A 20,222-nucleotide genomic window follows, 5' to 3' on the forward strand; every position below is an offset into this window, starting at 1 on the left:
TGAAATGGAGTGGGGAGCTTGGGAACAGAAGCACCGTTCAAGGGGAGCATTCCAGAATTTGATTATCAAAAAGAAATGGACCGTTGGGCGAATGTCGTAAAACTTTTATCTGAACCTGAACCCAAGGTTGCTCAGACTCCAAGGACTGAAGTATGGAGAAAGAATAAATCAGTTTTATGGCATTACCCTGCCAAACAGAAAAAGTATGAGATTCCATTATTTTTTGTGTATTCGCTTTTTAATAAACCATACATTTTAGATATTGATCCTAAGAAAAGTGTGATAAAAAACTTAACTGAGATGGGCTATGAAGTGTATTTATTGGATTGGGGTACACCAGGCTATGAAGACAAAAAGATTGGTATCGATACGTATGTCGAGAAATATTTAAAAACGGCTGTTAAGCGGGCGCTTCGCCATTCTGAAGCGGAGGAAATTTCACTCGTTGGATATTGTTTAGGCGGCACGATTGCCTCTATTTACGCATCTGTAGCCGAGGAACCAATAAAAAATTTAATCGTAGCCACGGTTCCTATTGATTTCAGTACGTTTGTAGGGCCGGAAAAATGGGTGGAAGGTCTCCAAAGTGGAGATATTAATATCGATCATTTTCTGGATGTTTATGGGGTTGTTCCCCCTAAATATGTGGAATTGATGTTTAGAGCCATTGGATCACCAATCTATTTTACCAATTATACCATGCTCTTAAATAGGGCCCACGATTCCCGTTATGTTGAAAAATGGCGTCGGATGAATAAATGGACACAGGATCAAGTGCCTTTTGCTGGTGAAGCCTATAAACAATTTGTCAATGAATTGATTATAGGTAACAAGCTGGTTAAAGGGGAGTTGATGGTTGGGAAAAAGGCTGCCGATTTGAAAAATATTCGTGCCAATCTATTCGTAGTTTCAGGGTCTAGAGACAATTTAGTTTTAGAAGAGCAAAGTAAACCAATTCTGGATTTAGTATCAAGTGAAGACAAAACGTATGTTTGCGTTGAATCAGGGCATGTTGGTCTTGCATTATCTGGTTTATTAGCAGAAATTGTTGATCAATGGGCGTCTAGTCGTTCCAATCGTCTTTTTTAAATATAGATTGGAATAAACAGATATATTTCAGTAGGGCAGGTTAGGAGAGGAGAGAGGTTTCCTCACTCCTAACTTGCTCTTTTATGTTTGTTCAAAAATGTCCTCAGAACTTTATTGAATTCATCCTTTGCCTCTAATTTAGCAACATGGCCGGTGTTCCTGAAGATGACAAATTCTGAGTGCCTAATTTGTTTATGCATTAGAAACTGAACCCAAACGGGTATAACTGAATCATACTGCCCGCCTATAATTAGCGTTGGCACTTTTATCTGTGGGAGTAATGTTATGTTATTTACTTGTAAACAAGCCTCCATTGATTTAAAAAAGAATTCACGGTTTGGCTTGTAAAATTTAGAGAAGGTCTCGATATTTTCTTTACTCCATGAATAAAGACAAACCTTTGCAGATCTTTCTGTGACCATTTCAGGTGATTTAATTTCCCCTAAGGCTTTCCTGAAATTAATAAAAAGCGTTCCGAATTGCTTTGGAGCATAATGGTAAGTACTTACTAACATCAGAGACCGGCACATTCCAGGTGCTTGACGATAAATTTCTTGGGCAACCATTCCCCCCATTGATAACCCGCATATGTGTGCACTTTCAATTCCCAGCTCTTTTAATATACTAATTACATCATAGGCAAAGCTTTTGATGGAGATCTCCCCTGGTGCAGTGTACTCTCCATGCCCCCGTAAATCAGGGATGATTAAGTCATACTGATTCGCAAACTCAAACTGGTTTGCCCACCCCTCCTTTACTTCACCTAGACCGTGAATAAAAACCAAAGGCTCACCTGCACCAAACCGCAAATAAGGAATTCCGGAGTAACTTTTGAATATTTCACTCAACATTCATTCCTCCTAGTTGTATAATAACAACTGTTATTTCCAATATTTGAATGGTCTAAATGGGTATAAAAGTACGATTATTTTATTATATATGTAATTATGGGGAAATATTACATATGGGTGTAATGCACAGATATCAGAGTTACCTGTCTCAAAAGAAAGAGAGAAAGTTTTTAGCTAAAATGGTGTGAATTGGAGTACAACCTGGTAGTTTTGAGTTATGATAAAAGGATTAAGGACGTTAATTGAAAATGAGGTTCCCTTATGATAAAAAAGTATCTGACATTTCAAAAAAACAATGGAATTGCTCCGTATATTTGGACGGTTCTTGGCATTTTACCGTTTTACTTTATTTTTCAATCCCCCTCAACCATTGAAATAGTAGTGGGGATATTACTCACATTATTATTCTTTATTCTTTACAGAATTGCGTTTATGTCTAAAGGCTGGCCCGTCTATCTATGGACGTTGATCCTGATTGGTATTTCTATTACTGCCACAAGTCTTTTCAATTATGTTTACTTTGCTTTTTTTCTTGCATATTTTATCGGCAATATTAAAGAAAGAATTGCTTTTTTAACGTTGTATTTTATTCATTTGTTTAGTACGTCGGTATCCATTAACTTCAGTATTGTCATGCAAGAAAAATTATTTCTGCAGCAATTACCCTTTGTTATTATCATCTGGATTAGTGTCATCCTTCTCCCGTTTAGCATCCATAACAGGAAGGAAAGAGGTCAACTGGAAGAAAAGTTACTGGATGCCAACAAACGGATTTCAGAGTTAGTTAAAATAGAGGAAAGGCAGCGGATTGCCCGGGACCTTCATGATACCCTTGGACAAAAGCTCTCACTTATTGGGTTGAAAACGGATTTGGCCCGAAAGTTAATCTCAAAGGACCCGGAGCAAGCACGGAATGAATTAAAAGATGTCCAGCAAACAGCCCGAACAGCATTAAGTGAGGTACGTAAGATGGTGTCATCGATGCGTGGAATCCGACTAAGAGACGAAATTACTCGTGTAGAACAAATCCTTCACGCGGCTGAAATTAATTTTAGCAGTGAAGGAGATTTTACTCCATCAAAAGTTACTCTGTTTACAGAGAACATTCTCAGCATGTGTATGAAGGAAGCTGTAAATAATGTTGTCAAACACAGTGGTGCGAAATCTTGCTTCATATCCATTATTCAATCAATGCAGGAATTGGTAATGACCATTCGCGATGATGGAGTATATAAGGGGGAGAAAGAGACGATGGAAGGCTGCCATGGGCTGATTGGCATGAAAGAGCGCTTGGAATTTATTAATGGGAGTCTAGAAATGAGAACCAAAGAAGGAACGACATTAATCATAAAAGTACCAAATGATGTTAAACCAAGGATGGAAAAGGAGGAGAAAAATGATTAAAATCGTGATTGCTGAGGATCAGCAAATGCTATTAGGCGCTTTTGGTTCACTTCTTAACTTGGAAGAAGACATGGAAGTGGTTGGAAAGGCATCAAACGGTGAAGAGGCCGTGTTACTGGTGAAAAAATTCCATCCTGATGTCTGTATTATGGATATCGAAATGCCAGGTAAGAGTGGTCTAGATGCAGCAGAAGAACTAAAGGGTCTAGGCTGTAAAGTAATCATATTAACTACTTTTGCCAGAACCGGTTACTTCCAACGTGCGTTGAAAGCAGGTGTGAACGGGTATTTGTTAAAAGACAGTCCGAGTGAAGAGTTGGCAAGTTCAATCCGTAGTGTAATGTCAGGAAGGAGAATTTATGCACCAGAACTTATGGACGATGTGTATGGTGAGGAAAATCCATTAACAGACAGAGAAAAAGAAGTGTTGGAGCTCGTTGCAAATGGTAAAAATACAAAGGAAATCGCAGAAGAGCTAAGTATCAAGACTGGAACGGTTAGAAACTATATTTCAATTATCCTCGATAAACTTGAAGTAAAAAACCGTATCGAGGCGATTACTCAATCCAAAGAAAAAGGCTGGTTTAAATAAGTAGTCAATGAACGGTGTCAGGCACCGTTCATTTTTTGTTTCTTCAAAGTAGACCAAATCCAATCCATTAGGAAAAAGCAACTAGGCTTCAGCTGCGTTATGGTACTTATCAATAAAACCTTTAATATAATTAAAAACTTCCCTAGGACGTTCTTCAGGAAGGGCGTGTCCAGAATCTTTTAAAACAATGAGCTCTGAATTAGTTAAATCCTTGTTTAACTTCTCACCAATATTAAGGGGCATTGATTTATCATGATCCCCCCATAGTAATAAACAAGGTGTTTTTATTTGGTTAAGAATTTGGGCAGGCAAGTCTCCTTCGCGATCACGAATCATTCTTGTAAGAGCTACAAAAATTTCATCTGATAAAAATGGTTGTAAGTAACCGTTAATCATTTCGTCGTTAATAATGGCGTGATTATAAAGTGCGTCCTGAAGATTCTTCTTGACCCCCGTCCGTGCAAACCAATATTTTACAAAAAGATGGAAATAGGGTAGGTAACTTGTAATAATCAAAGGCAATTTTGAACGCTTGAGATAAGCTGAACTGCAGAGAAGAATAGCTTTGTCCGCAAGTTCTGGCATCATATGGAGGATATTTAAAACAATTTGTCCTCCCATAGAATGACCAATAAACGTCATTTTTTTAAGCCCTAATGATTCTGTAAGCTGGATTACTGTATCGGCTAAATTTTTGTAAGAATATACATAGCGGTTACATTTAGCGCTTTTACCAAAGGGGGGAAGATCAATAGTTAGAACCTGGTACTCCTTTTTCAATAAAGAAATTAAATGGCGAAATGTGAAGGTGGAAGAAAGGAAGCCATGTAATAAAACAAACGTTTTTTCAGATGTGTGATTAGGATAAAACTCGTAATAAACATTAATGTTATTTACTGGTTGATAACCTGCAAAGACGGTTTGTTCCATCAAGATCTCTCACCTACTCTTATTAATAAAATAGATGAGTATAATGTTCCCTAAATATCTGTACATACCCAAAAAATATATATCCTAAAAATAAAAACCCATTAATATCAGCAATTTATATAAATTTCAAAATAACAGTACAAACCTCCCATAAGAATCTGATAAAATTTAATAAAAATGGTTATTTTTGGCGAAGTGTCCATCCGTCGTGGAAAACTTGAGAGAGTGTCTTTTTGCGGTGCCTGACACCAAATTTGGGGGGAATGTAGGTTGTCAATTATTGAAGCGTTTGATGTGGATAAGGCGTTTAATGGGCGTGATATTTTAAAGGGTGTTTCTTTCGCGATTAAGGAAGGTAGTATTATTGGTCTGCTTGGACCAAATGGGGCTGGAAAGACAACGATGATTCGTTTGTTAAATGGAGTAATTAATGCTACGAGCGGTAAGATGAGGGTAATGGGATATGACCCTCAAACAGAGGGTGATGAAATTAGAAAGAGGGCGGGGATTGTAACGGAGAGTGCCGCCCTGTACCATGACATGAGTGCCTGGGATAATTTGGTCTTCTTTTCTAAAATCTATAATGCCTATGACCCCAAGCGTATCACTCATCTACTTGAGCAATTTGAAATGATTGAAAAGAAGGACCATTTGGTGGGCACGTTTTCAACGGGGATGAAAAAAAGAATTACCCTAGCAAAGGCCTTGCTACATAAACCTACGCTTTTGTTCTTGGATGAGCCTACAAATGGGTTAGACCCTGAAGGGATAAACGATGTGATTCATTACCTAAAAAAAGTAAATAAGGAAGAAAAGGTCACGATTGTCATCTGTTCACATGTTCTGCACCAACTGGAAACTATTTGTGACACCTTCCTATTTTTAAAGGATGGTCAAATCGTTGAGAAGGGAACTAGAAGTGAATTAGAGGATCGATATTTGACGAATGTTACTTTATTGGTTGAAACTGGTCTCTTACCAATCGACTCTAAGACATATAGGGGCTTTGCTTACATTAGAAAAGATCGGCATAATATTGAGTTTAATCTTCCCTCAAAAAATGAAATACCAGCTCTACTTAAGAGTATTTTAAGTGAAACGTGGATTCATTCGTGTGAAATAACCAATAGAAGTTTGGAGTCTTTATATTTTAAAATAAGGGGTGAAAAGCATGAATAAGAACATTATAGCTGCCGTCGCTCAAAAAGATATTAAGAATACTTTTTCTTCCAAAAAGATATGGGTACCAATGATAATCCTACCTTTATTTCTATGCATTTTACTCCCAGCAATATTTGCGTATGTTGGTTTAAATACAGAATTAATTGGGGAATCCTCAAAGGATTTAGAAAAACCAATCAATGTCATCATTAAGAACTTTCCGAATGAAGAGTTAAGAAATACCCTATCTGCGCTTCCCACACTTGGTTACAAATCGGTTTATTTTTTCTTAAACTTTATGATCATCCCATTTTTCTTAATGACTGCTATTATCAATTCTATGGTTACTTCTTCGAATAGCTTTGCAGGGGAGAAGGAGAGAAATACATTGGAAACATTATTATTTGCTCCGATCACAGTTTCTGAATTGTTTTTTGGCAAGGTGATTGCATCCTTCATCCCTACAATCGCCATAACGTTTGCCGCTTTTTTACTAAATGCCGTGATTGTAAATCTAATTACTTATCGAATTTTTGATGAAATTTTATTTATGAATTCAACCTGGTTACTTTTAATGTTTTGGGTGATCCCAGCCTTAGTAATTTTTAATATTGTTTTGAATGTGCTGGTTTCCGCCAGAGTAAAATCTTTTCAGGAAGCACAACAATTTGGCGGTATTATGGTGTTACCTGTCGTCGGCCTTATTATCAGCCAAGTTAGTGGGCTTTTCTTCCTAAGTCCACTAACCTTATTCTTAATTGGAGTTGGTTTACTGGTTGCTAATGGAATCCTACTTAAAATCATCACCAAATTTAACCAGAGAAACACCCTTTTTGAAAGCCAAATTCACTAAAATCCGCATTTGTCTTCCTGGGGTGAACAAGTGTCTTCGTGTGGTGCCTGACACCAATCTTTTTTGTGAAAATTTTTTTGGTTTTTTGAACAAAGTGTTTGAATTTTTAGAAAATTAACTGTATAATTAGAAAAAACGTAAGGAGTTGATTTCCATGGAAAAGAAATTACTTAATTCACCACAACATTCGGATGAGAATACAGATGCTGTTGTTGCAGAAATGTTTCTAAAAAATGCCCTGCTAGAATTTAGACGGGAGAAAATCCGCAAGGAAATCGACCACACATTACTAAACGGGGATAAGGAACTATTCCTAAAATTAACAGAAGAGCTAAAAAAGATTTCTTAAGTTATCGATTAACGGATCCTATTATTCTGAAAAAGAAGCCTATCCAATATATGGATGGGATTCTTTCTGTTTACATATAAATGAATGTCATTAACAATAATCTAATTTTATAAATGATTCAAAAAAACTAGGAACTTATCCAATGGGATAGGTTCCTTTATTCGGGAATTCCTCACAAGTTTTGTTCTCAGTTATTATCGTCATCACCGCTGTGTCTGTTTTGATGAGCGCCGTCATCGGTTTTATTATCGTCATCACTATCGTTATCATCATCGTGCTCAACACTAACAACTTTTCCAGTTTCAGCATCGATCCTTACCTCTGCTTCACCCGTGTTCGTGTATAGCTCTACTTTATATTCCATTCTACCATGCTCAAATTCTTGTTCAATTTCATCAACTGTTCCATTTACTTCACTAAGTGCAATCTCTGTTGCCTTTTCCACCGTTATTAAATTAGGATCTGCCGCTGCTGTACTATTGCTATCATCAGATTCCACTTTAATAGTTGTTTGGCCTTGGTCATTTCCATTTACATTTGTACTTATTTTTTTATCTTCCTGATGGATAGAGTCCTCAGCTCGCGTATCATTTTTTGAAGCCCCCGCTGCAACGGCACCGCCCAAGATTAATAACCCAGATAATGCACCAACAATAAATTTATTTTTCATTAATAATTCCTCCTTTGTGTTTGTTTACTACACTTATAGAATATCCAGTGAAGATTAGAGCAAAAGGGGGAATAACATTAGAAATTAATGAGAATTATCATTAGGTAAACTATCTGTTCTTTACTTTAGTCATCATCTTCCTTTTTATCGTCCTTGCCGCGTTGTTTAGAATCATCACTCTTTTCATCATCGTCATCACTACTGCGATCGTCCCATGAAATGGACATAACATTGCCTGTAATGGAATGTATTTGTACAATTGCTTCTCTGTCATCTTGTGTCTCAATTTCAACCAGGTAATAGGTTTGTTCACCTTTAGTCTCCAGCCAAATATGTTCAACAATCCCATTCACTTGTTTTTTTGCAATATCGCGAGCCTCTTTCTCAGTAAGCCGCCTAGAGGAGGTATTGGTTTGAGTAGTAATGGAGGAAAGAATCTTTCCTGTAAGTGCATCCACTGAGAGGGTAGTTTGATTATTTCCTTCTTTTACAACAGCCTTGTAAATCGTTTCGTCCTCATTGACTATTTTTTCAAAGGATTTAATCGTTCCTTTAACCTTAGCTAAGATGATTTTTCTAATTTCATCTTCTGATTTAAATGTAACCTCTGGTTCATTAAGAGGTGGAGACTTCGATTCTTTTTTGACAAATGAAAGGACTTTTCCAGAAATCGCATTTAGTTCGATCTGATAAATAGTATCCTTTTTCTCTAAATCTATATGGTATTGCTTGTCAGTTAAGTTAATTTGAATAACAGTTCCCTGATAGCGGTCCTGGACAAGTTTTTGCGCTGCCTGTTTTGATAGAATTTTAGCCGATGCCTCGGTCGGACCGAACCTTTGCCAACTAAAATAAATGAGAAAGGCAAAAAAAAGAAAGCCTATTATCACCCAAATCCCAGTTTTTTTCTTCATAATATCACCTCACACGTTAAGTACATTTATTTTCTAATATGAAGATTAGAAAATTCTGAGAAATGGATTAATTTTTATTAGTTTTAATAAAAAGAGTTGCCGTGGTTCCAACTCCTTCTTCACTTTCAAGGTGAATCCTGATACCAAAGGCGTCAGCAATTTCCTTTGCTAAGGATAAGCCAAGTCCAGAACCGCCTTTTTTTCTAGTTCTTGCTTTATCAACACGGTAAAAACGGTCTAAGACTTTGGGCAGTTCATCTTTTTGGATGCCGATTCCCTTGTCGGCCACACTTATAAATACCTCATCATGCATTATGCCGATATTAACTGTAATGGCATCATCACTATATTTCCGTGCATTATCAAGCAAGATATACAGTAGCTGCTTTAGTTTCTTTTCATCCGTAACAACTGTTTTCTGTAATTTTTTCTGCTGAAAATGTATTTCTCTACTATAAGCACTTTGAAAGGCTTTAACTGTTTGCAGCATAAAAACACTAAGATTAAGCTCAGCCTTTTGGATATTCCACTGCTCGTGATGCTTAGCCAACAGTAACAGCTGTTCAGTCATGTCTTTCATGTGAACTGCTTCGGAGTGAATCGCTTCAATCGATTCGGCAAAAAGCTCCGGTTCCTTTAACCCTCTTCGCTTTAAAAGACTTGCATAGCTCTCAATAATGGTTAAGGGGGTTTTAAATTCATGGGACGCATTTGAAACGAACTGTTTTTGTTTTTCGTAATTTGTCTCAAGTAAATCAATCATATGGTTAAAGGTTTCTCCCATTTGATAAAGTTCATCCTTTGATTTTCCATCAAGCGTCAGCCTCTTGAAGCGGCCGCTCTGTCTAATTTCTTTCATAGTCTTAATCATGGATGTAACAGGGTTGGTAATCAGTTTACTAAGAATCCGGCTGGAAACAACTACAGGAATTAGTGCTAGAAGTGTCACCAAAATCAAGACAAGCCTCAGAATTTTTAAGTTATCAGTTGCCGGCTGAATGCTTTTAGTCACTTGAAGATTTGCCACACTTCCATCAAGCAAAATAATAGGCATCGACTCAAAGGTATAAGACTTTTTTTGAAAAACAATAAAAGTACTAACTTCCCCTTGGTGAAACTTGGCTTTTCTTCCAATTAAAGCCTGTTCTGTGGGGCTTGTAACTGTTGATAAGGGTTTGTTATTTTCTGTGACAAATTGGATCATTCCATTGATAGGGACGTAAGAACGTAATAGTTCTCCCTCAGATATAGAGCCAAGTGATTTCCCAATATCATTTGTCGTTTTTTCCATTTCCTTTGCGGAGGTGTTTAATTCACTGTTGAGAATTAATTTGTTAAAGGTGTAATAAACAGATAGATTCATCACGATTAATAAGGCGGCAAATAACACAGCAGTATAAAAATTTATTTTATTACTAAGTTTCATTTAGCTTCCTTTAAAACATATCCGACACCACGGACAGTATGAATTAATGCGGGCTTATTCTGCTGTTCTAATTTTTTTCTGACATATCGAATATAAACATCCACTACATTTGTGTCACCGATAAAGTCATATCCCCAAACTGCTTCCAAAATTTGATCTCTATTTAATACTTGCCGCTTATTTGTTAATAAATAAACCAACAAATCGAACTCTCTAGGAGTTAATTCAATTTCATCTTCTCCACGAAAAACTTCCCTTGTTTTTGGATTTACTTTGAGGTCAGCAAATAGTAATAAACTTCCGTCTTCTTGAGGCTGCTCTACAGCTTTCACCCTTAAAGCAGCACGGACCCGAGCTAATACCTCTTCAATTTGAAAGGGCTTTGTTATATAATCATTTGCCCCATAATCCAGTCCAGACACTTTATCCTCAACCGAGCTTTTGGCAGTTAGTAAAAGAACAGGTGTGATTTGGTCATTTACCCTAATCCGCCTGAGCAATTCAATTCCGCTAATTCCAGGCAGCATGACATCAAGTAATACTAAATCCCATTTCCCCTTCTTGTATGCTTCAAATGCTTCAAGACCATCCATTACCTTAGTTACCACATATCCTTCGTACTCAAGTTCGATCTCAAGAAGCCGAGCGATCTTTTCTTCATCTTCAACCACTAGAATGGTTTCCTTTTTCATAATTGATCCCCCTAAGAAATTGAATATTACTAATTTATTACACTTTTCCATAGCAGGGTAATAAATTCCTTTTATTAATTGAAAAAATAACGACCTGCAACTTCACAACAAGAGTGGTGCCTGACACCCTTTTCAAGTATGATGAGAAAAGAGAAAAGTTAAGGAGTGAATTGGTTGAAACAACTACATTTATACTGTAAGAAAATTCCTTTTACTTATTCAAGGTTTTTCAGTCAATATCGTGTATTGGCTGAGAAAAACACCCATCATGTGTTGTTGGAAAGCGGCCGCGGCGGGCGTTATAGCATTGCTGCCCTTCAGCCTGAGACGATAATAAAAGGGAAAAACCATATGCTTGAAATTCAAAATGAAAATGGTACCGAGAAACAAGAAGGAAATCCATTACACTTATTGATGGAATATATGAGCCGGTATCATGTTGATAAAATAGAAGGGCTTCCTAGTTTCCTGGGAGGTGCCATTGGATACATAAGCTATGATTACGCTCGTTACATTGAAGTACTTCCAGAACTAGCATCAGACGATTTAGGATTGCCAGAAATCTACTTTTTTATTGTGAAGGAATGGTTTGTCTTTGATCATAAAGAAGAGATTTTGTGGCTTATGTTTTTAGCTGAAAATGATCAGGGGATGGAAGAAAAAATTTCCTTATGGGAAAATCAATGGATTCAAGATATCCCTTCCATTCAAACAAAAAAGCCTAGAGAAAGTAACAATAATAATCTAGAGGTTTCAATGACCGAAGATCAGTTTAAACAGGCTGTCACTAAGATTCAGCAATATATTGGACAAGGCGATGTATTTCAGGTGAATCTAGCCGTCCGCCAATCAAAACAGATTGAAGTAGAAGCACTTGAAGTGTATGAACAATTAAGGTCCTTAAATCCATCTCCATATATGGCCTATCTGCATACGCCAGACTTTCAACTTGTAAGCGGGTCACCAGAACTACTCGTGAAAAAAGATGGACAAGTGGTAAGTACCCGCCCAATTGCAGGTACTAGATCGAGGGGGAAAGACCACGAAGAAGACATCCAGCTCGCGAATGAATTAATTGAAAATGAAAAAGAGCGTGCGGAGCATGTGATGTTAGTGGACTTAGAAAGAAATGATCTTGGCAGGGTATGTAAGTATGGGACCGTCGAGGTCAATGAATTTATGGTCATTGAAAAGTATTCACATGTCATGCATATCGTCTCCAATGTAAGAGGAGAATTAGCGGATAACAAATCAAGTTTTGATATCATTGATTCTGTTTTCCCTGGAGGGACCATAACTGGCGCACCTAAAGTCCGTACAATGGAAATAATCGAGGAACTTGAGCCTGTTCAAAGAGGCGTGTACACCGGTTCTCTTGGCTGGATTGATTTTAGCGGTGATTTAGAATTAAACATAATTATCCGCACCATGCTTGTTAAAGATGGGATGGCACATGTGCAAGCAGGAGCAGGAATCGTTATTGATTCTAATCCAAAGCATGAGTACAAAGAATCAATGAAAAAAGCAGCGGCACTATGGAAAGCGAAAGAAATGGCAGAGGAGGTAGAGAAATGATATTTATGATAGATAATTACGATTCTTTTACCTTTAATTTAGTGCAATATTTAGGTGAATTGGGAGAGGAATTAGTGGTTAAGCGAAATAATCAAACATCGATTGAAGAGATTGCAGAACTACAGCCTGAATTCTTAATGGTGTCTCCAGGGCCATGCAGTCCAAATGAAGCAGGAATCAGCTTGGACGCGATTCAAGCATTCGCAGGGAAAATCCCAATATTCGGTGTGTGCCTAGGCCAGCAAGCAATTGCTCAGGCTTTTAATGGAGATGTGATTCGTGCGGAAAGGCTGATGCACGGGAAAACATCCGATATGTATCATGATGGAAAGACAATTTTTCAGGGCTTGCCAAATCCTTTTCCGGCTACTCGATACCATTCCTTAATCGTCAAACGAGAGACATTGCCGGAATGCTTTGAGATTTCCGCCTGGACAAAAGAAGGAGAAATTATGGCAATCCGTCATAAGGAGTTACCAATTGAAGGAGTACAGTTCCACCCAGAATCTATATTGACTACCTCAGGAAAGGATCTTTTGAGAAACTTTGTCCATCATTATAAAAATATCATTGTGCAAAAGGGTCATTAATTATGGTGATATATATAAACGGACAATTTTTAACAAAAGAAGAGGCGATGATTTCCCCGTTTGATCATGGTTTTTTATATGGAATGGGGTTATTTGAAACGTTCCGGGTCTATGAAGGACATCCTTTCTTACTGGATGACCATTTAGAGCGACTTAATCAAGGATTAGAAGTTCTAAACATCAACTATCGTTTTGAGCGAGAAGAAACGAATAATATCCTGCAAGAATTATTAAAAGTAAACCATCTGAACAATGCTTACCTAAGGCTAAATGTTTCAGCGGGTATAGGGGATATTGGCTTACAAGTAGAACCGTATACTAACCCAAACATTCTTTTTTTTCCTAAACCATTACCTCAGGCAGGGGACTTAACGGAAAAAAAGGCGGTTTTATTGGAGTTGAGACGGAACAGTCCCGAAGGAAGTGAACGTCTGAAGTCCCATCATTTTATGAATAATATTCTTGCAAAAAAGGAAATCGGACATGCTGTAGATACAGAAGGGATTTTCCTTAATGAGAAAGGGTGCATAGCAGAAGGGATTGTCTCTAATATCTTTTGGGTAAAAGGGAATTGCTTATACACCCCTTCCGTACAAACGGGGATTTTAAATGGGATTACACGACAGTTTGTTAGTGAGTTAGCCAAGAAACATTATCTGAGTGTAGAAGAGGGGCTTTATTCTTTGGAACATAGCCTGGAAGCAGATGAGATGTTTGTTACTAATTCAATACAAGAGATCGTCCCCATTTCTACATTGGAAGGACATGAATTTCCTGGTAAACGAGGCCAAATAGTACAACTATTGCATCGTGAATATCGCCATTATTGTAAAAGTCTGTGGTCAAGGCATGGATTAAGGAGTGAATAACCCTGAAAGAAAAAATACTCGCTGAAATTAATAAAATTGAAGAGCAATTTGAAGTGAAAATCTGTCTGGCCGTTGAATCTGGGAGCCGGGCATGGGGATTTCCTTCTAAGGATAGTGATTACGATGTTCGATTCATTTATGTCCATAAAAAGGACTGGTATTTGAGCATTGATCAAAAGCGAGAGGTGATCGAACTTCCAATTAATGACCTCCTTGATATAAATGGCTGGGAAATACGAAAGGCGCTCAAACTGTTTAGGAAATCCAATCCGCCGCTGATGGAGTGGCTCCATTCGGGAATTGTTTATTATCAAGCCTTTTCTTTAGTAGATAAATTGAAGGCAATCCAGAATCAAGTGTTTTTACCGCAATCCGCTCTCTATCATTACTTAAATATGGCAAAAGGCAATTTTCGCGATTATCTCCGTGGAGACCATGTGAAAATTAAAAAGTACTTTTATGTCATTAGACCCGTTTTAGCATGTATATGGATTGAAAGATACAATACGGTCCCGCCAATTGAATTTCAAATCTTGGTAGAAGAGCTTATTGAAGAGGGGCCGTTAAAGCAGGAAATCTCTACCTTGCTTGAAAGGAAAATCAGCGGCGATGAACTCAACCTTGAGCCGAAGGTTAATGCCATAAATGACTTTTTAGAAAAAGAAATCAATCGGATTGAGGAATATACCAAGACCCTTAAAGTATCTAAAGAGGATATGACCCCGATTTTGGATGATCTATTCCGAGATATTCTTGAAGAGGTTTGGGCATAATCATCTCAGCCTCAAAAAAATATAAATTACTTTGTGAGCCACTTTATATCAAAAGTGGCTCATTGTTTTAAATAAATATTAGCTGTTGATAATTGTTAGAGGGATAAAAATTCATAGTTTCTGCAAATTTTTGTTGTAGAATACCATTTGAAATATAATTTTAGGAGGTAAATATGAAAAGTAATAGATTGGTGGTAGGATTTGTTTCATTGGGCTTAATGTTAATGTTGTCTGCCTGTGCTAACAATAGTAATGAGAAGAGTTCTGATGAAAATAAAAAAATGGACCATAATAGTATGAAAATGGAACATATGGAACATTCAGGTTCAGGTGAGGTTCCTAATGGTTTAAAGGAAAAAGTGAATCCTACTTATAAAGTGGGAAGTCAAGCAATTATCAATGCTGACCATATGGAAGGGATGAATGGAGCTAAAGCAACAATAGCGGGAGCATATGTTACAACAGCCTATGCGGTTTCTTATACTCCAACTACAGGTGGAGAAAAAGTAGAAAACCATAAATGGGTGATTCAAGAAGAAATTATGAATGCTGGTAGTACATCATTAAAACCTGGAACTCAAGTTACCTTAGAAGCAGACCACATGGAAGGTATGAAGGGTGCCTCTGGCACAATAAATTCAGCAGAACAAACTACGGTATATATGATTGACTACACTCCGGTTGGTGCGGGAGAAAAAGTTACAAATCATAAATGGGTAACAGAAAGTGAACTTTCAAGCAAATAAAAGGTATATATTGATTTAAGGTGATTAAATGTATAGTATATTAAGTCAATTTAGCTCATTTGTTAGTAAACCGTTTTCCAATATAGCCTATAGTTTAGAAGCATGGCCAATAGTCTTTGCGTTTATTCTAGGACTTATTGGGGCTCTTGCACCTTGTCAGCTAACTGGTAATATTAGTGCTGTAACAATTTATGGTAACCGTTCTATTCAAAAGAAAATCGCTTGGAAGGATGTTATCTTTTTCACTTTCGGTAAAATAGTAGCATTTTCTTTATTAGGTGTTTTGGTGTGGCTTCTTGGAAGGGAAATGGAACAAAATCTCACCTTATATTTTCCATGGATTCGGAAGATTATGGGGCCATTATTAATGATAGTTGGGTTATTTATGATGGGTTTTATTAAATTAACAGGAACATTAAATCTATTAAAGGGATTAAATGAATACAAGAGTGAAAATCCATTCGGCTCTTTTATGTTAGGATTTAGTTTTTCATTAGCATTCTGTCCGACTATGTTTGTACTTTTCTTTGTCACCTTAATGCCTGTCGTATTATCTAGTGCAAATGGGTTTATTCTACCTCCAATCTTTGCAATTGGAACTGCAATTCCACTATTGATTTTTATTTTTATCATTTGGTTCCTCGGCGGTAGTGGAGTGTTAATGAAAAAAGGGAGAAAGTTTGGAATGGTGATACAAAGGATTGCCGGTATTTTGATGTTTCTCTTAGGAATTTTTGATACATTAACTTATTGGTCTTTATAAGAATAACAACACAAAAAGTAAAGTAGTAAAGGAGAGCCGTTTGGGTTCTTCTTTTTTTTGAGATTTTGGGCTAAAGTAACAAAAAATTGAAGCCAGATTTTACAAATCAATGAACAAATGAACAGAAAATCAATACTCCATATTATCTCCAACAAAAATGCATACAATCTGCAAATTTCCCCATTACATTAAACATATGAACATTAGATACAAAAATAGCATTTTGGAGGTGGAAAAATGAAGAAACTATTTTTATTTATTTTTGCATTATCATTTATCCTTTCATTCGATGTAAGGGTATTTGCAGATGAGGGGCATTCTCATACCCCCAATTTAAAACAAGCAACAGAGAATCTAAAAAAGGAAACATCCGTTGGTGATCATGCCACTATGAATCATGACAGCAGAACCGACATGGAAGGCATGAATCATGATAGTGGAACCGATATGGAAGGAATGAACATGGAAGGAAACGGTGGGGCAGCTCATGATCATCATGGACCAGTGGTTGAATCCCCCCCAAACTATAAAGTGTTAGGTACCTTTGGGGCAGTAAATCTATCATTTGTCTTAATAGGTGTCTGGAATAAATGGTTTAGACGGAAGGGAGATGAAAACAATGGCAATGCCTGAGAAAAACTTACCAGAAAAGGAACCTTGTAATCTCCTATCTATACCAGTGGTGAAAAAGTTTGTGAAAAGCAAATGGTATCCTGGAATCTTTCAATGGATTGTTATTTTTGTATTTTCCATCATAGTTTACGAATTAGTAATGGGTACCGTGGATCCGAGTAAAAATTTTGGTACAACGATGACATGGGTGTTATGGTGGCCGATTATTCCAGTTCTATTTTTACTAACCGGACGCTTCTGGTGTGCGATATGTCCGTTCGGTAAATTAAGTGATATTGTTCGTAAATTTGTTGGCAGCAAGCGACCGATGCCTAAGTTTTTAAGGAAATATGGAATTTGGTTGATAGATTTATTCTTTATTGCCATTACTTACAGTGACCATGTGTGGGGAATTGTAGAGTCGCCACGAGGTTCAGGTTACCTATTGCTTTTACTCGTAACCATGGTCGTAGCCACTTCTGTTTTTTATGAAAGAAGAACCTTTTGTAAAACACTCTGTTTCCTTGGTGGTCTTGCTGGAAACTATTCACGCTCTGGTGCATTAAAAGTACAGGCGACTCCTGAAATTTGTAAAACCTGTAAAGTCCAATCTTGCTACAAAGGAACCGAGGGTGTTGAAGGATGCCCAATGTTCCAATTCCCTAAAACAATGGAGTCCGGTGCAGAATGTAATATTTGCGGAAACTGTGTGAAAAACTGTCCAAGCAATTCGGTTAAAATTACAACAAGAATTCCTACAAAAGAATTGTGGGGATTAAAAAAACCGAAGCTTGAGCATGCTTCTTTGGCTGCTGTTATTATGGGTATCGTGTTCGTACAAAATATAACCATGCTTGAACCATGGCAGGATATACTGAATGCAATTGGTTCTGTGACTGGTACAGAAAACTATGTTGTGAACTTTACGATTGCCTTTATCATTGCCATGGCATTACCAATTTTTTTAATGTTAGGTACTGCAAAACTAGCATCACTACTTGGAATGGAAGGTTCAATCAAAAAGAACTTTACTCGTTTTGGCTATGCGATTATTCCTTTGGATCTTGCTGGTCATCTGGCTCATAACCTATTCCACATCTTCACAGAAGGGAAGGCAGTATGGTTTAATTCAATCCGATTATTTGGAGTAGATACTAACCCAGCAAGTTTAAGTCTCGCCTCAACTCCAACCGTACAAATGATTCAGTATATAGTGATATTAATCGGGTTGGTAGGTACTTGTTATGTGGTGTACAGAATGGGTAGAGGCAAAATGACATCTTTTAAAGCTATGCTGCCATATTACGCGCTTATGACTGTCCTAGCAATCACAAATATTTATTTATTCTCCTTACCTATGATGCATAGAGTTTGATGTAGGATTAAATAATGCCTTATTTATTATAAATAATTTTAAAAAGGGGAAGGGATTATCAAAAACCTATTCTGAGGTTTTTGATAATCTCTTCCTTTTATGATTATTACTTGCAAACCAAACTTTTTAAGGATAATTATAAATAAAAATTCCTCAATAACCGTAAAAGTTCAACAATTAGTCACAAGTTGGTCTGGAAAAGATATTGTTATTAACCCTATTTATCATTATCATTGTATCGACAGTAGAAACTATTTTTCATAAAGTTAAGTTATTACAACAATGATTTTGGTGATAAGGGTGTGATGGGTTGCAAACAAAACAGAAGGTAAGTACATTACTACTAGTCTTTGCCCTGTTTCTATTTTTATTTCCGTCTATTTCTTCGGCGCACGCCTACATAAAAAAGTCTACACCATTAGAAAATGAAACAGTTGAAAAGGCACCATCTGAGGTTATGATAAAATTTGATGAATCAATCCAACCGGCCTTTAACTCCATAAAAGTGTTTGATTCAGAGGGGAATCGAGTCGATAAAAAGAATGGCCGAATTGATCCAAAACAACCATCTATCTTAACGAGTGGATTAAAGAATGGCCTTCCCGATGGATCCTACCGGATTAAATGGAAGGTGGTTTCAAGTGATGGGCATCCGGTCGAAGGTGTCATTCCATTTCAGGTTGGTGATGAAGGTCAAAATTCAGCAACTTCCAATAAGGTAACAAAGGGTTACAAACCCAAGGCCGATCTAATCGTCATTCGTTGGCTTCAATATTTTAGTAATGCTGGTTATGTTGGGCTAATCTTTTTTTATATGATGGTCATGCCCTATAAATTAAGGGAGATAGAATCAGTTGACAATAAGTTCCGGAGACTAATTAATGCGAGTCTAACCCTCCTATTCTTTAGCCTTTTATTAAGTTTGCCACTACAGGCATCGATTGAATCTGGATTCCCATGGAGTGAAGTGTTCAGCTTTCCATTAATTGAAAATGTCTTAATGAATACGAGTTATGGGCATTCATGGATTATTCAAATCGCTCTCCTCATTACGCTTGTTCTACTTACCTCTTTCATGGGGATGGCCGAGAGCACGAAACGAATCATTTTGTGGGCTTGTTTTATTCTAGGAAGTGCCTTGCTATGGACAAAGTCTATGACAAGTCATGCTGCTTCCCAATCAAATCAATTTTTACCGATTGCAATGGATTTCCTTCATTTATTCGGCGCATCGATTTGGATTGGAAGTTTAATTGGTTTTGTCGGCTTCCTTTCATTAAGAAAAAATACGGATTTTAAACAGGATTATCTTAGAATGATAAAAAACTTCTCCAAATGGGGCTTAATTATTGTTCTGCTCTTAACCTGTACAGGAATATATAGCAGCTTATTATATATTCCCAACCTTTCAGCCCTGGTCCAAACAACTTATGGACAGGTATTAATAGGTAAAGTTAGTTTATTTGTCCTAATGGTAGTGCTTGCTGGGGTGAATTTTCTTAAAGGAAAAAGGGGTACTGCCAAGGGATTAGGGACTCCCATAAAGGGTGAACTTTTGACGGGTCTAATCATCCTTATTCTTTCTGTCGTGTTAACCAATTTACCAACAGCCATGCAGTCGCCGGGGCCGTTCAAGGAAACCAATATAGTAAATGAGGGCAAGCAAATTACACTGGCAGCAACCCCAAATATAATTGGAACGAATTTATTTGAAGTTACATTAAAAGATAAAGCAGGACAGCCCATCAAAGATATTGAACAATTACACCTAACGTTTACAATGCTTGAAATGGATATGGGAAAAGAAACGGTTAACCTAGCAAAAACGGCCGAAGGAAAGTACGAAGTAAAGGGTTTACATTTTACCATGGCTGGAAAGTGGAACGTACATGTACACGTTTTAACAAAGTCATTAGAAAGTATCGATACAGATTTCATCGTTTTAGTGGGAAGCCAATAAAAACATTCGAGGAGAGTTAACAATGAAA

At 37.1% G+C, this 20,222-nt stretch carries 21 protein-coding genes; 15 read left to right on the forward strand and 6 right to left on the reverse strand.

Annotated features, from left to right (window positions below; genetic code table 11):
* Positions 1 to 18: 18 nt before the first annotated feature.
* The gene (locus tag COJ96_RS08470) at positions 19 to 1,089 is read left to right on the forward strand and encodes an alpha/beta fold hydrolase (protein WP_098572503.1); all 1,071 of its coding nucleotides are present in this window, start codon (positions 19 to 21) and stop codon (positions 1,087 to 1,089) included.
* A 68-nt stretch (positions 1,090 to 1,157) separates the two neighbouring features.
* Here the strand turns inward: COJ96_RS08470 and COJ96_RS08475 are convergent, their stop codons facing one another.
* Complete coding sequence (locus COJ96_RS08475; protein WP_251456383.1) at positions 1,158 to 1,940, reverse strand: alpha/beta fold hydrolase; 783 nt, start codon at positions 1,938 to 1,940, stop codon at positions 1,158 to 1,160.
* 261 nt (positions 1,941 to 2,201) lie between these two features.
* On the opposite strand from COJ96_RS08475, the gene COJ96_RS08480 reads away from it, so the two are divergent.
* Both COJ96_RS08480 and COJ96_RS08485 read left to right on the forward strand, forming a co-directional pair.
* Positions 2,202 to 3,344, forward strand: coding sequence for a sensor histidine kinase (locus tag COJ96_RS08480; protein ID WP_098572504.1), 1,143 nt, complete (start codon positions 2,202 to 2,204; stop codon positions 3,342 to 3,344).
* Positions 3,337 to 3,936, forward strand: a complete 600-nt coding sequence (locus tag COJ96_RS08485; RefSeq protein WP_098572505.1) for a response regulator transcription factor — start codon at positions 3,337 to 3,339, stop codon at positions 3,934 to 3,936. The genes COJ96_RS08480 and COJ96_RS08485 overlap by 8 nt, the downstream gene beginning before the upstream one ends.
* A gap of 81 nt (positions 3,937 to 4,017) precedes the next feature.
* Here COJ96_RS08485 and COJ96_RS08490 read toward each other — a convergent pair whose 3' ends face one another.
* A complete protein-coding gene (locus COJ96_RS08490) occupies positions 4,018 to 4,866 on the reverse strand; it encodes an alpha/beta fold hydrolase (RefSeq protein WP_098572506.1) in 849 nt (282 codons plus the stop codon).
* A gap of 270 nt (positions 4,867 to 5,136) precedes the next feature.
* On the opposite strand from COJ96_RS08490, the gene COJ96_RS08495 reads away from it, so the two are divergent.
* The 3 genes from COJ96_RS08495 to COJ96_RS08505 all read left to right on the forward strand — a co-directional run bounded on the left by COJ96_RS08495 (position 5,137) and on the right by COJ96_RS08505 (position 7,229).
* A complete protein-coding gene (locus COJ96_RS08495; RefSeq protein WP_180230025.1) occupies positions 5,137 to 6,045 on the forward strand; it encodes an ABC transporter ATP-binding protein in 909 nt (302 codons plus the stop codon).
* A complete protein-coding gene (locus COJ96_RS08500) occupies positions 6,038 to 6,880 on the forward strand; it encodes an ABC transporter permease subunit (protein ID WP_098572508.1) in 843 nt (280 codons plus the stop codon). The genes COJ96_RS08495 and COJ96_RS08500 overlap by 8 nt, the downstream gene beginning before the upstream one ends.
* A gap of 154 nt (positions 6,881 to 7,034) precedes the next feature.
* Positions 7,035 to 7,229, forward strand: coding sequence for an IDEAL domain-containing protein (locus COJ96_RS08505; protein ID WP_098572509.1), 195 nt, complete (start codon positions 7,035 to 7,037; stop codon positions 7,227 to 7,229).
* A 187-nt stretch (positions 7,230 to 7,416) separates the two neighbouring features.
* On the opposite strand, the gene COJ96_RS08510 is transcribed toward COJ96_RS08505, so the two are convergent.
* The 4 genes from COJ96_RS08510 to COJ96_RS08525 form a co-directional block, all read right to left on the reverse strand.
* On the reverse strand, positions 7,417 to 7,899 hold the full coding sequence (locus tag COJ96_RS08510) for a PepSY domain-containing protein (RefSeq protein ID WP_098572510.1): 483 nt from the start codon (positions 7,897 to 7,899) through the stop codon (positions 7,417 to 7,419).
* Positions 7,900 to 8,024: 125 nt separating this feature from the next.
* The gene (locus COJ96_RS08515) at positions 8,025 to 8,813 is read right to left on the reverse strand and encodes a PepSY domain-containing protein (RefSeq protein WP_098572511.1); all 789 of its coding nucleotides are present in this window, start codon (positions 8,811 to 8,813) and stop codon (positions 8,025 to 8,027) included.
* 67 nt (positions 8,814 to 8,880) lie between these two features.
* Positions 8,881 to 10,239, reverse strand: coding sequence for a sensor histidine kinase (locus tag COJ96_RS08520; RefSeq protein WP_098572512.1), 1,359 nt, complete (start codon positions 10,237 to 10,239; stop codon positions 8,881 to 8,883).
* Complete coding sequence (locus tag COJ96_RS08525) at positions 10,236 to 10,931, reverse strand: response regulator transcription factor (RefSeq protein WP_098572513.1); 696 nt, start codon at positions 10,929 to 10,931, stop codon at positions 10,236 to 10,238. Before COJ96_RS08525 ends, COJ96_RS08520 begins: the two co-directional genes overlap by 4 nt.
* Before the next feature lie 174 nt (positions 10,932 to 11,105).
* Here COJ96_RS08525 and pabB point away from each other — a divergent pair, with 174 nt between their 5' ends.
* From pabB to COJ96_RS08570, 9 genes are all read left to right on the forward strand, one after another.
* On the forward strand, positions 11,106 to 12,506 hold the full coding sequence (gene pabB / locus COJ96_RS08530; protein ID WP_098572514.1) for an aminodeoxychorismate synthase, component I: 1,401 nt from the start codon (positions 11,106 to 11,108) through the stop codon (positions 12,504 to 12,506).
* Entirely contained in the window at positions 12,503 to 13,096 is a 594-nt protein-coding gene (gene pabA, locus COJ96_RS08535; RefSeq protein WP_098572515.1) for an aminodeoxychorismate/anthranilate synthase component II, read from the forward strand. Before pabB ends, pabA begins: the two co-directional genes overlap by 4 nt.
* Before the next feature lie 2 nt (positions 13,097 to 13,098).
* A complete protein-coding gene (pabC, locus tag COJ96_RS08540; RefSeq protein WP_098572516.1) occupies positions 13,099 to 13,965 on the forward strand; it encodes an aminodeoxychorismate lyase in 867 nt (288 codons plus the stop codon).
* 2 nt (positions 13,966 to 13,967) lie between these two features.
* Entirely contained in the window at positions 13,968 to 14,738 is a 771-nt protein-coding gene (locus COJ96_RS08545; protein ID WP_098572517.1) for a nucleotidyltransferase domain-containing protein, read from the forward strand.
* Positions 14,739 to 14,911: 173 nt separating this feature from the next.
* On the forward strand, positions 14,912 to 15,484 hold the full coding sequence (locus COJ96_RS08550) for a YdhK family protein (RefSeq protein WP_098572518.1): 573 nt from the start codon (positions 14,912 to 14,914) through the stop codon (positions 15,482 to 15,484).
* 28 nt (positions 15,485 to 15,512) lie between these two features.
* A complete protein-coding gene (locus tag COJ96_RS08555) occupies positions 15,513 to 16,247 on the forward strand; it encodes an urease accessory protein UreH domain-containing protein (RefSeq protein ID WP_098572519.1) in 735 nt (244 codons plus the stop codon).
* 237 nt (positions 16,248 to 16,484) lie between these two features.
* Positions 16,485 to 16,880, forward strand: coding sequence for a hypothetical protein (locus tag COJ96_RS08560; protein ID WP_098572520.1), 396 nt, complete (start codon positions 16,485 to 16,487; stop codon positions 16,878 to 16,880).
* Positions 16,867 to 18,234, forward strand: a complete 1,368-nt coding sequence (locus tag COJ96_RS08565) for a 4Fe-4S binding protein (protein ID WP_098572521.1) — start codon at positions 16,867 to 16,869, stop codon at positions 18,232 to 18,234. Before COJ96_RS08560 ends, COJ96_RS08565 begins: the two co-directional genes overlap by 14 nt.
* 310 nt (positions 18,235 to 18,544) lie before the next feature.
* Positions 18,545 to 20,194 carry a copper resistance CopC/CopD family protein gene (locus COJ96_RS08570; RefSeq protein ID WP_098572522.1) on the forward strand — a complete coding sequence of 550 codons (1,650 nt, stop codon included), beginning with the start codon at positions 18,545 to 18,547 and terminating at the stop codon, positions 20,192 to 20,194.
* Positions 20,195 to 20,222: the final 28 nt, after the last annotated feature.

The organism is Bacillus sp. AFS073361, assembly GCF_002567005.1.
Classification (GTDB): Bacteria; Bacillota; Bacilli; order Bacillales; family Cytobacillaceae; genus Neobacillus.

Coding starts and splice junctions, on each gene's coding strand:
- COJ96_RS08475 (WP_251456383.1), bottom strand. CDS start 1,940: ATGTTGAGTGAAATATTCAAAAGTTACTCCGGAATTCCTTATTTGCGG.
- COJ96_RS08480 (WP_098572504.1), top strand. CDS start 2,202: ATGATAAAAAAGTATCTGACATTTCAAAAAAACAATGGAATTGCTCCG.
- COJ96_RS08485 (WP_098572505.1), top strand. CDS start 3,337: ATGATTAAAATCGTGATTGCTGAGGATCAGCAAATGCTATTAGGCGCT.
- COJ96_RS08490 (WP_098572506.1), bottom strand. CDS start 4,866: ATGGAACAAACCGTCTTTGCAGGTTATCAACCAGTAAATAACATTAAT.
- COJ96_RS08500 (WP_098572508.1), top strand. CDS start 6,038: ATGAATAAGAACATTATAGCTGCCGTCGCTCAAAAAGATATTAAGAAT.
- COJ96_RS08505 (WP_098572509.1), top strand. CDS start 7,035: ATGGAAAAGAAATTACTTAATTCACCACAACATTCGGATGAGAATACA.
- COJ96_RS08510 (WP_098572510.1), bottom strand. CDS start 7,899: ATGAAAAATAAATTTATTGTTGGTGCATTATCTGGGTTATTAATCTTG.
- COJ96_RS08515 (WP_098572511.1), bottom strand. CDS start 8,813: ATGAAGAAAAAAACTGGGATTTGGGTGATAATAGGCTTTCTTTTTTTT.
- COJ96_RS08520 (WP_098572512.1), bottom strand. CDS start 10,239: ATGAAACTTAGTAATAAAATAAATTTTTATACTGCTGTGTTATTTGCC.
- COJ96_RS08525 (WP_098572513.1), bottom strand. CDS start 10,931: ATGAAAAAGGAAACCATTCTAGTGGTTGAAGATGAAGAAAAGATCGCT.
- pabA (WP_098572515.1), top strand. CDS start 12,503: ATGATATTTATGATAGATAATTACGATTCTTTTACCTTTAATTTAGTG.
- pabC (WP_098572516.1), top strand. CDS start 13,099: ATGGTGATATATATAAACGGACAATTTTTAACAAAAGAAGAGGCGATG.
- COJ96_RS08550 (WP_098572518.1), top strand. CDS start 14,912: ATGAAAAGTAATAGATTGGTGGTAGGATTTGTTTCATTGGGCTTAATG.
- COJ96_RS08555 (WP_098572519.1), top strand. CDS start 15,513: ATGTATAGTATATTAAGTCAATTTAGCTCATTTGTTAGTAAACCGTTT.
- COJ96_RS08560 (WP_098572520.1), top strand. CDS start 16,485: ATGAAGAAACTATTTTTATTTATTTTTGCATTATCATTTATCCTTTCA.
- COJ96_RS08565 (WP_098572521.1), top strand. CDS start 16,867: ATGGCAATGCCTGAGAAAAACTTACCAGAAAAGGAACCTTGTAATCTC.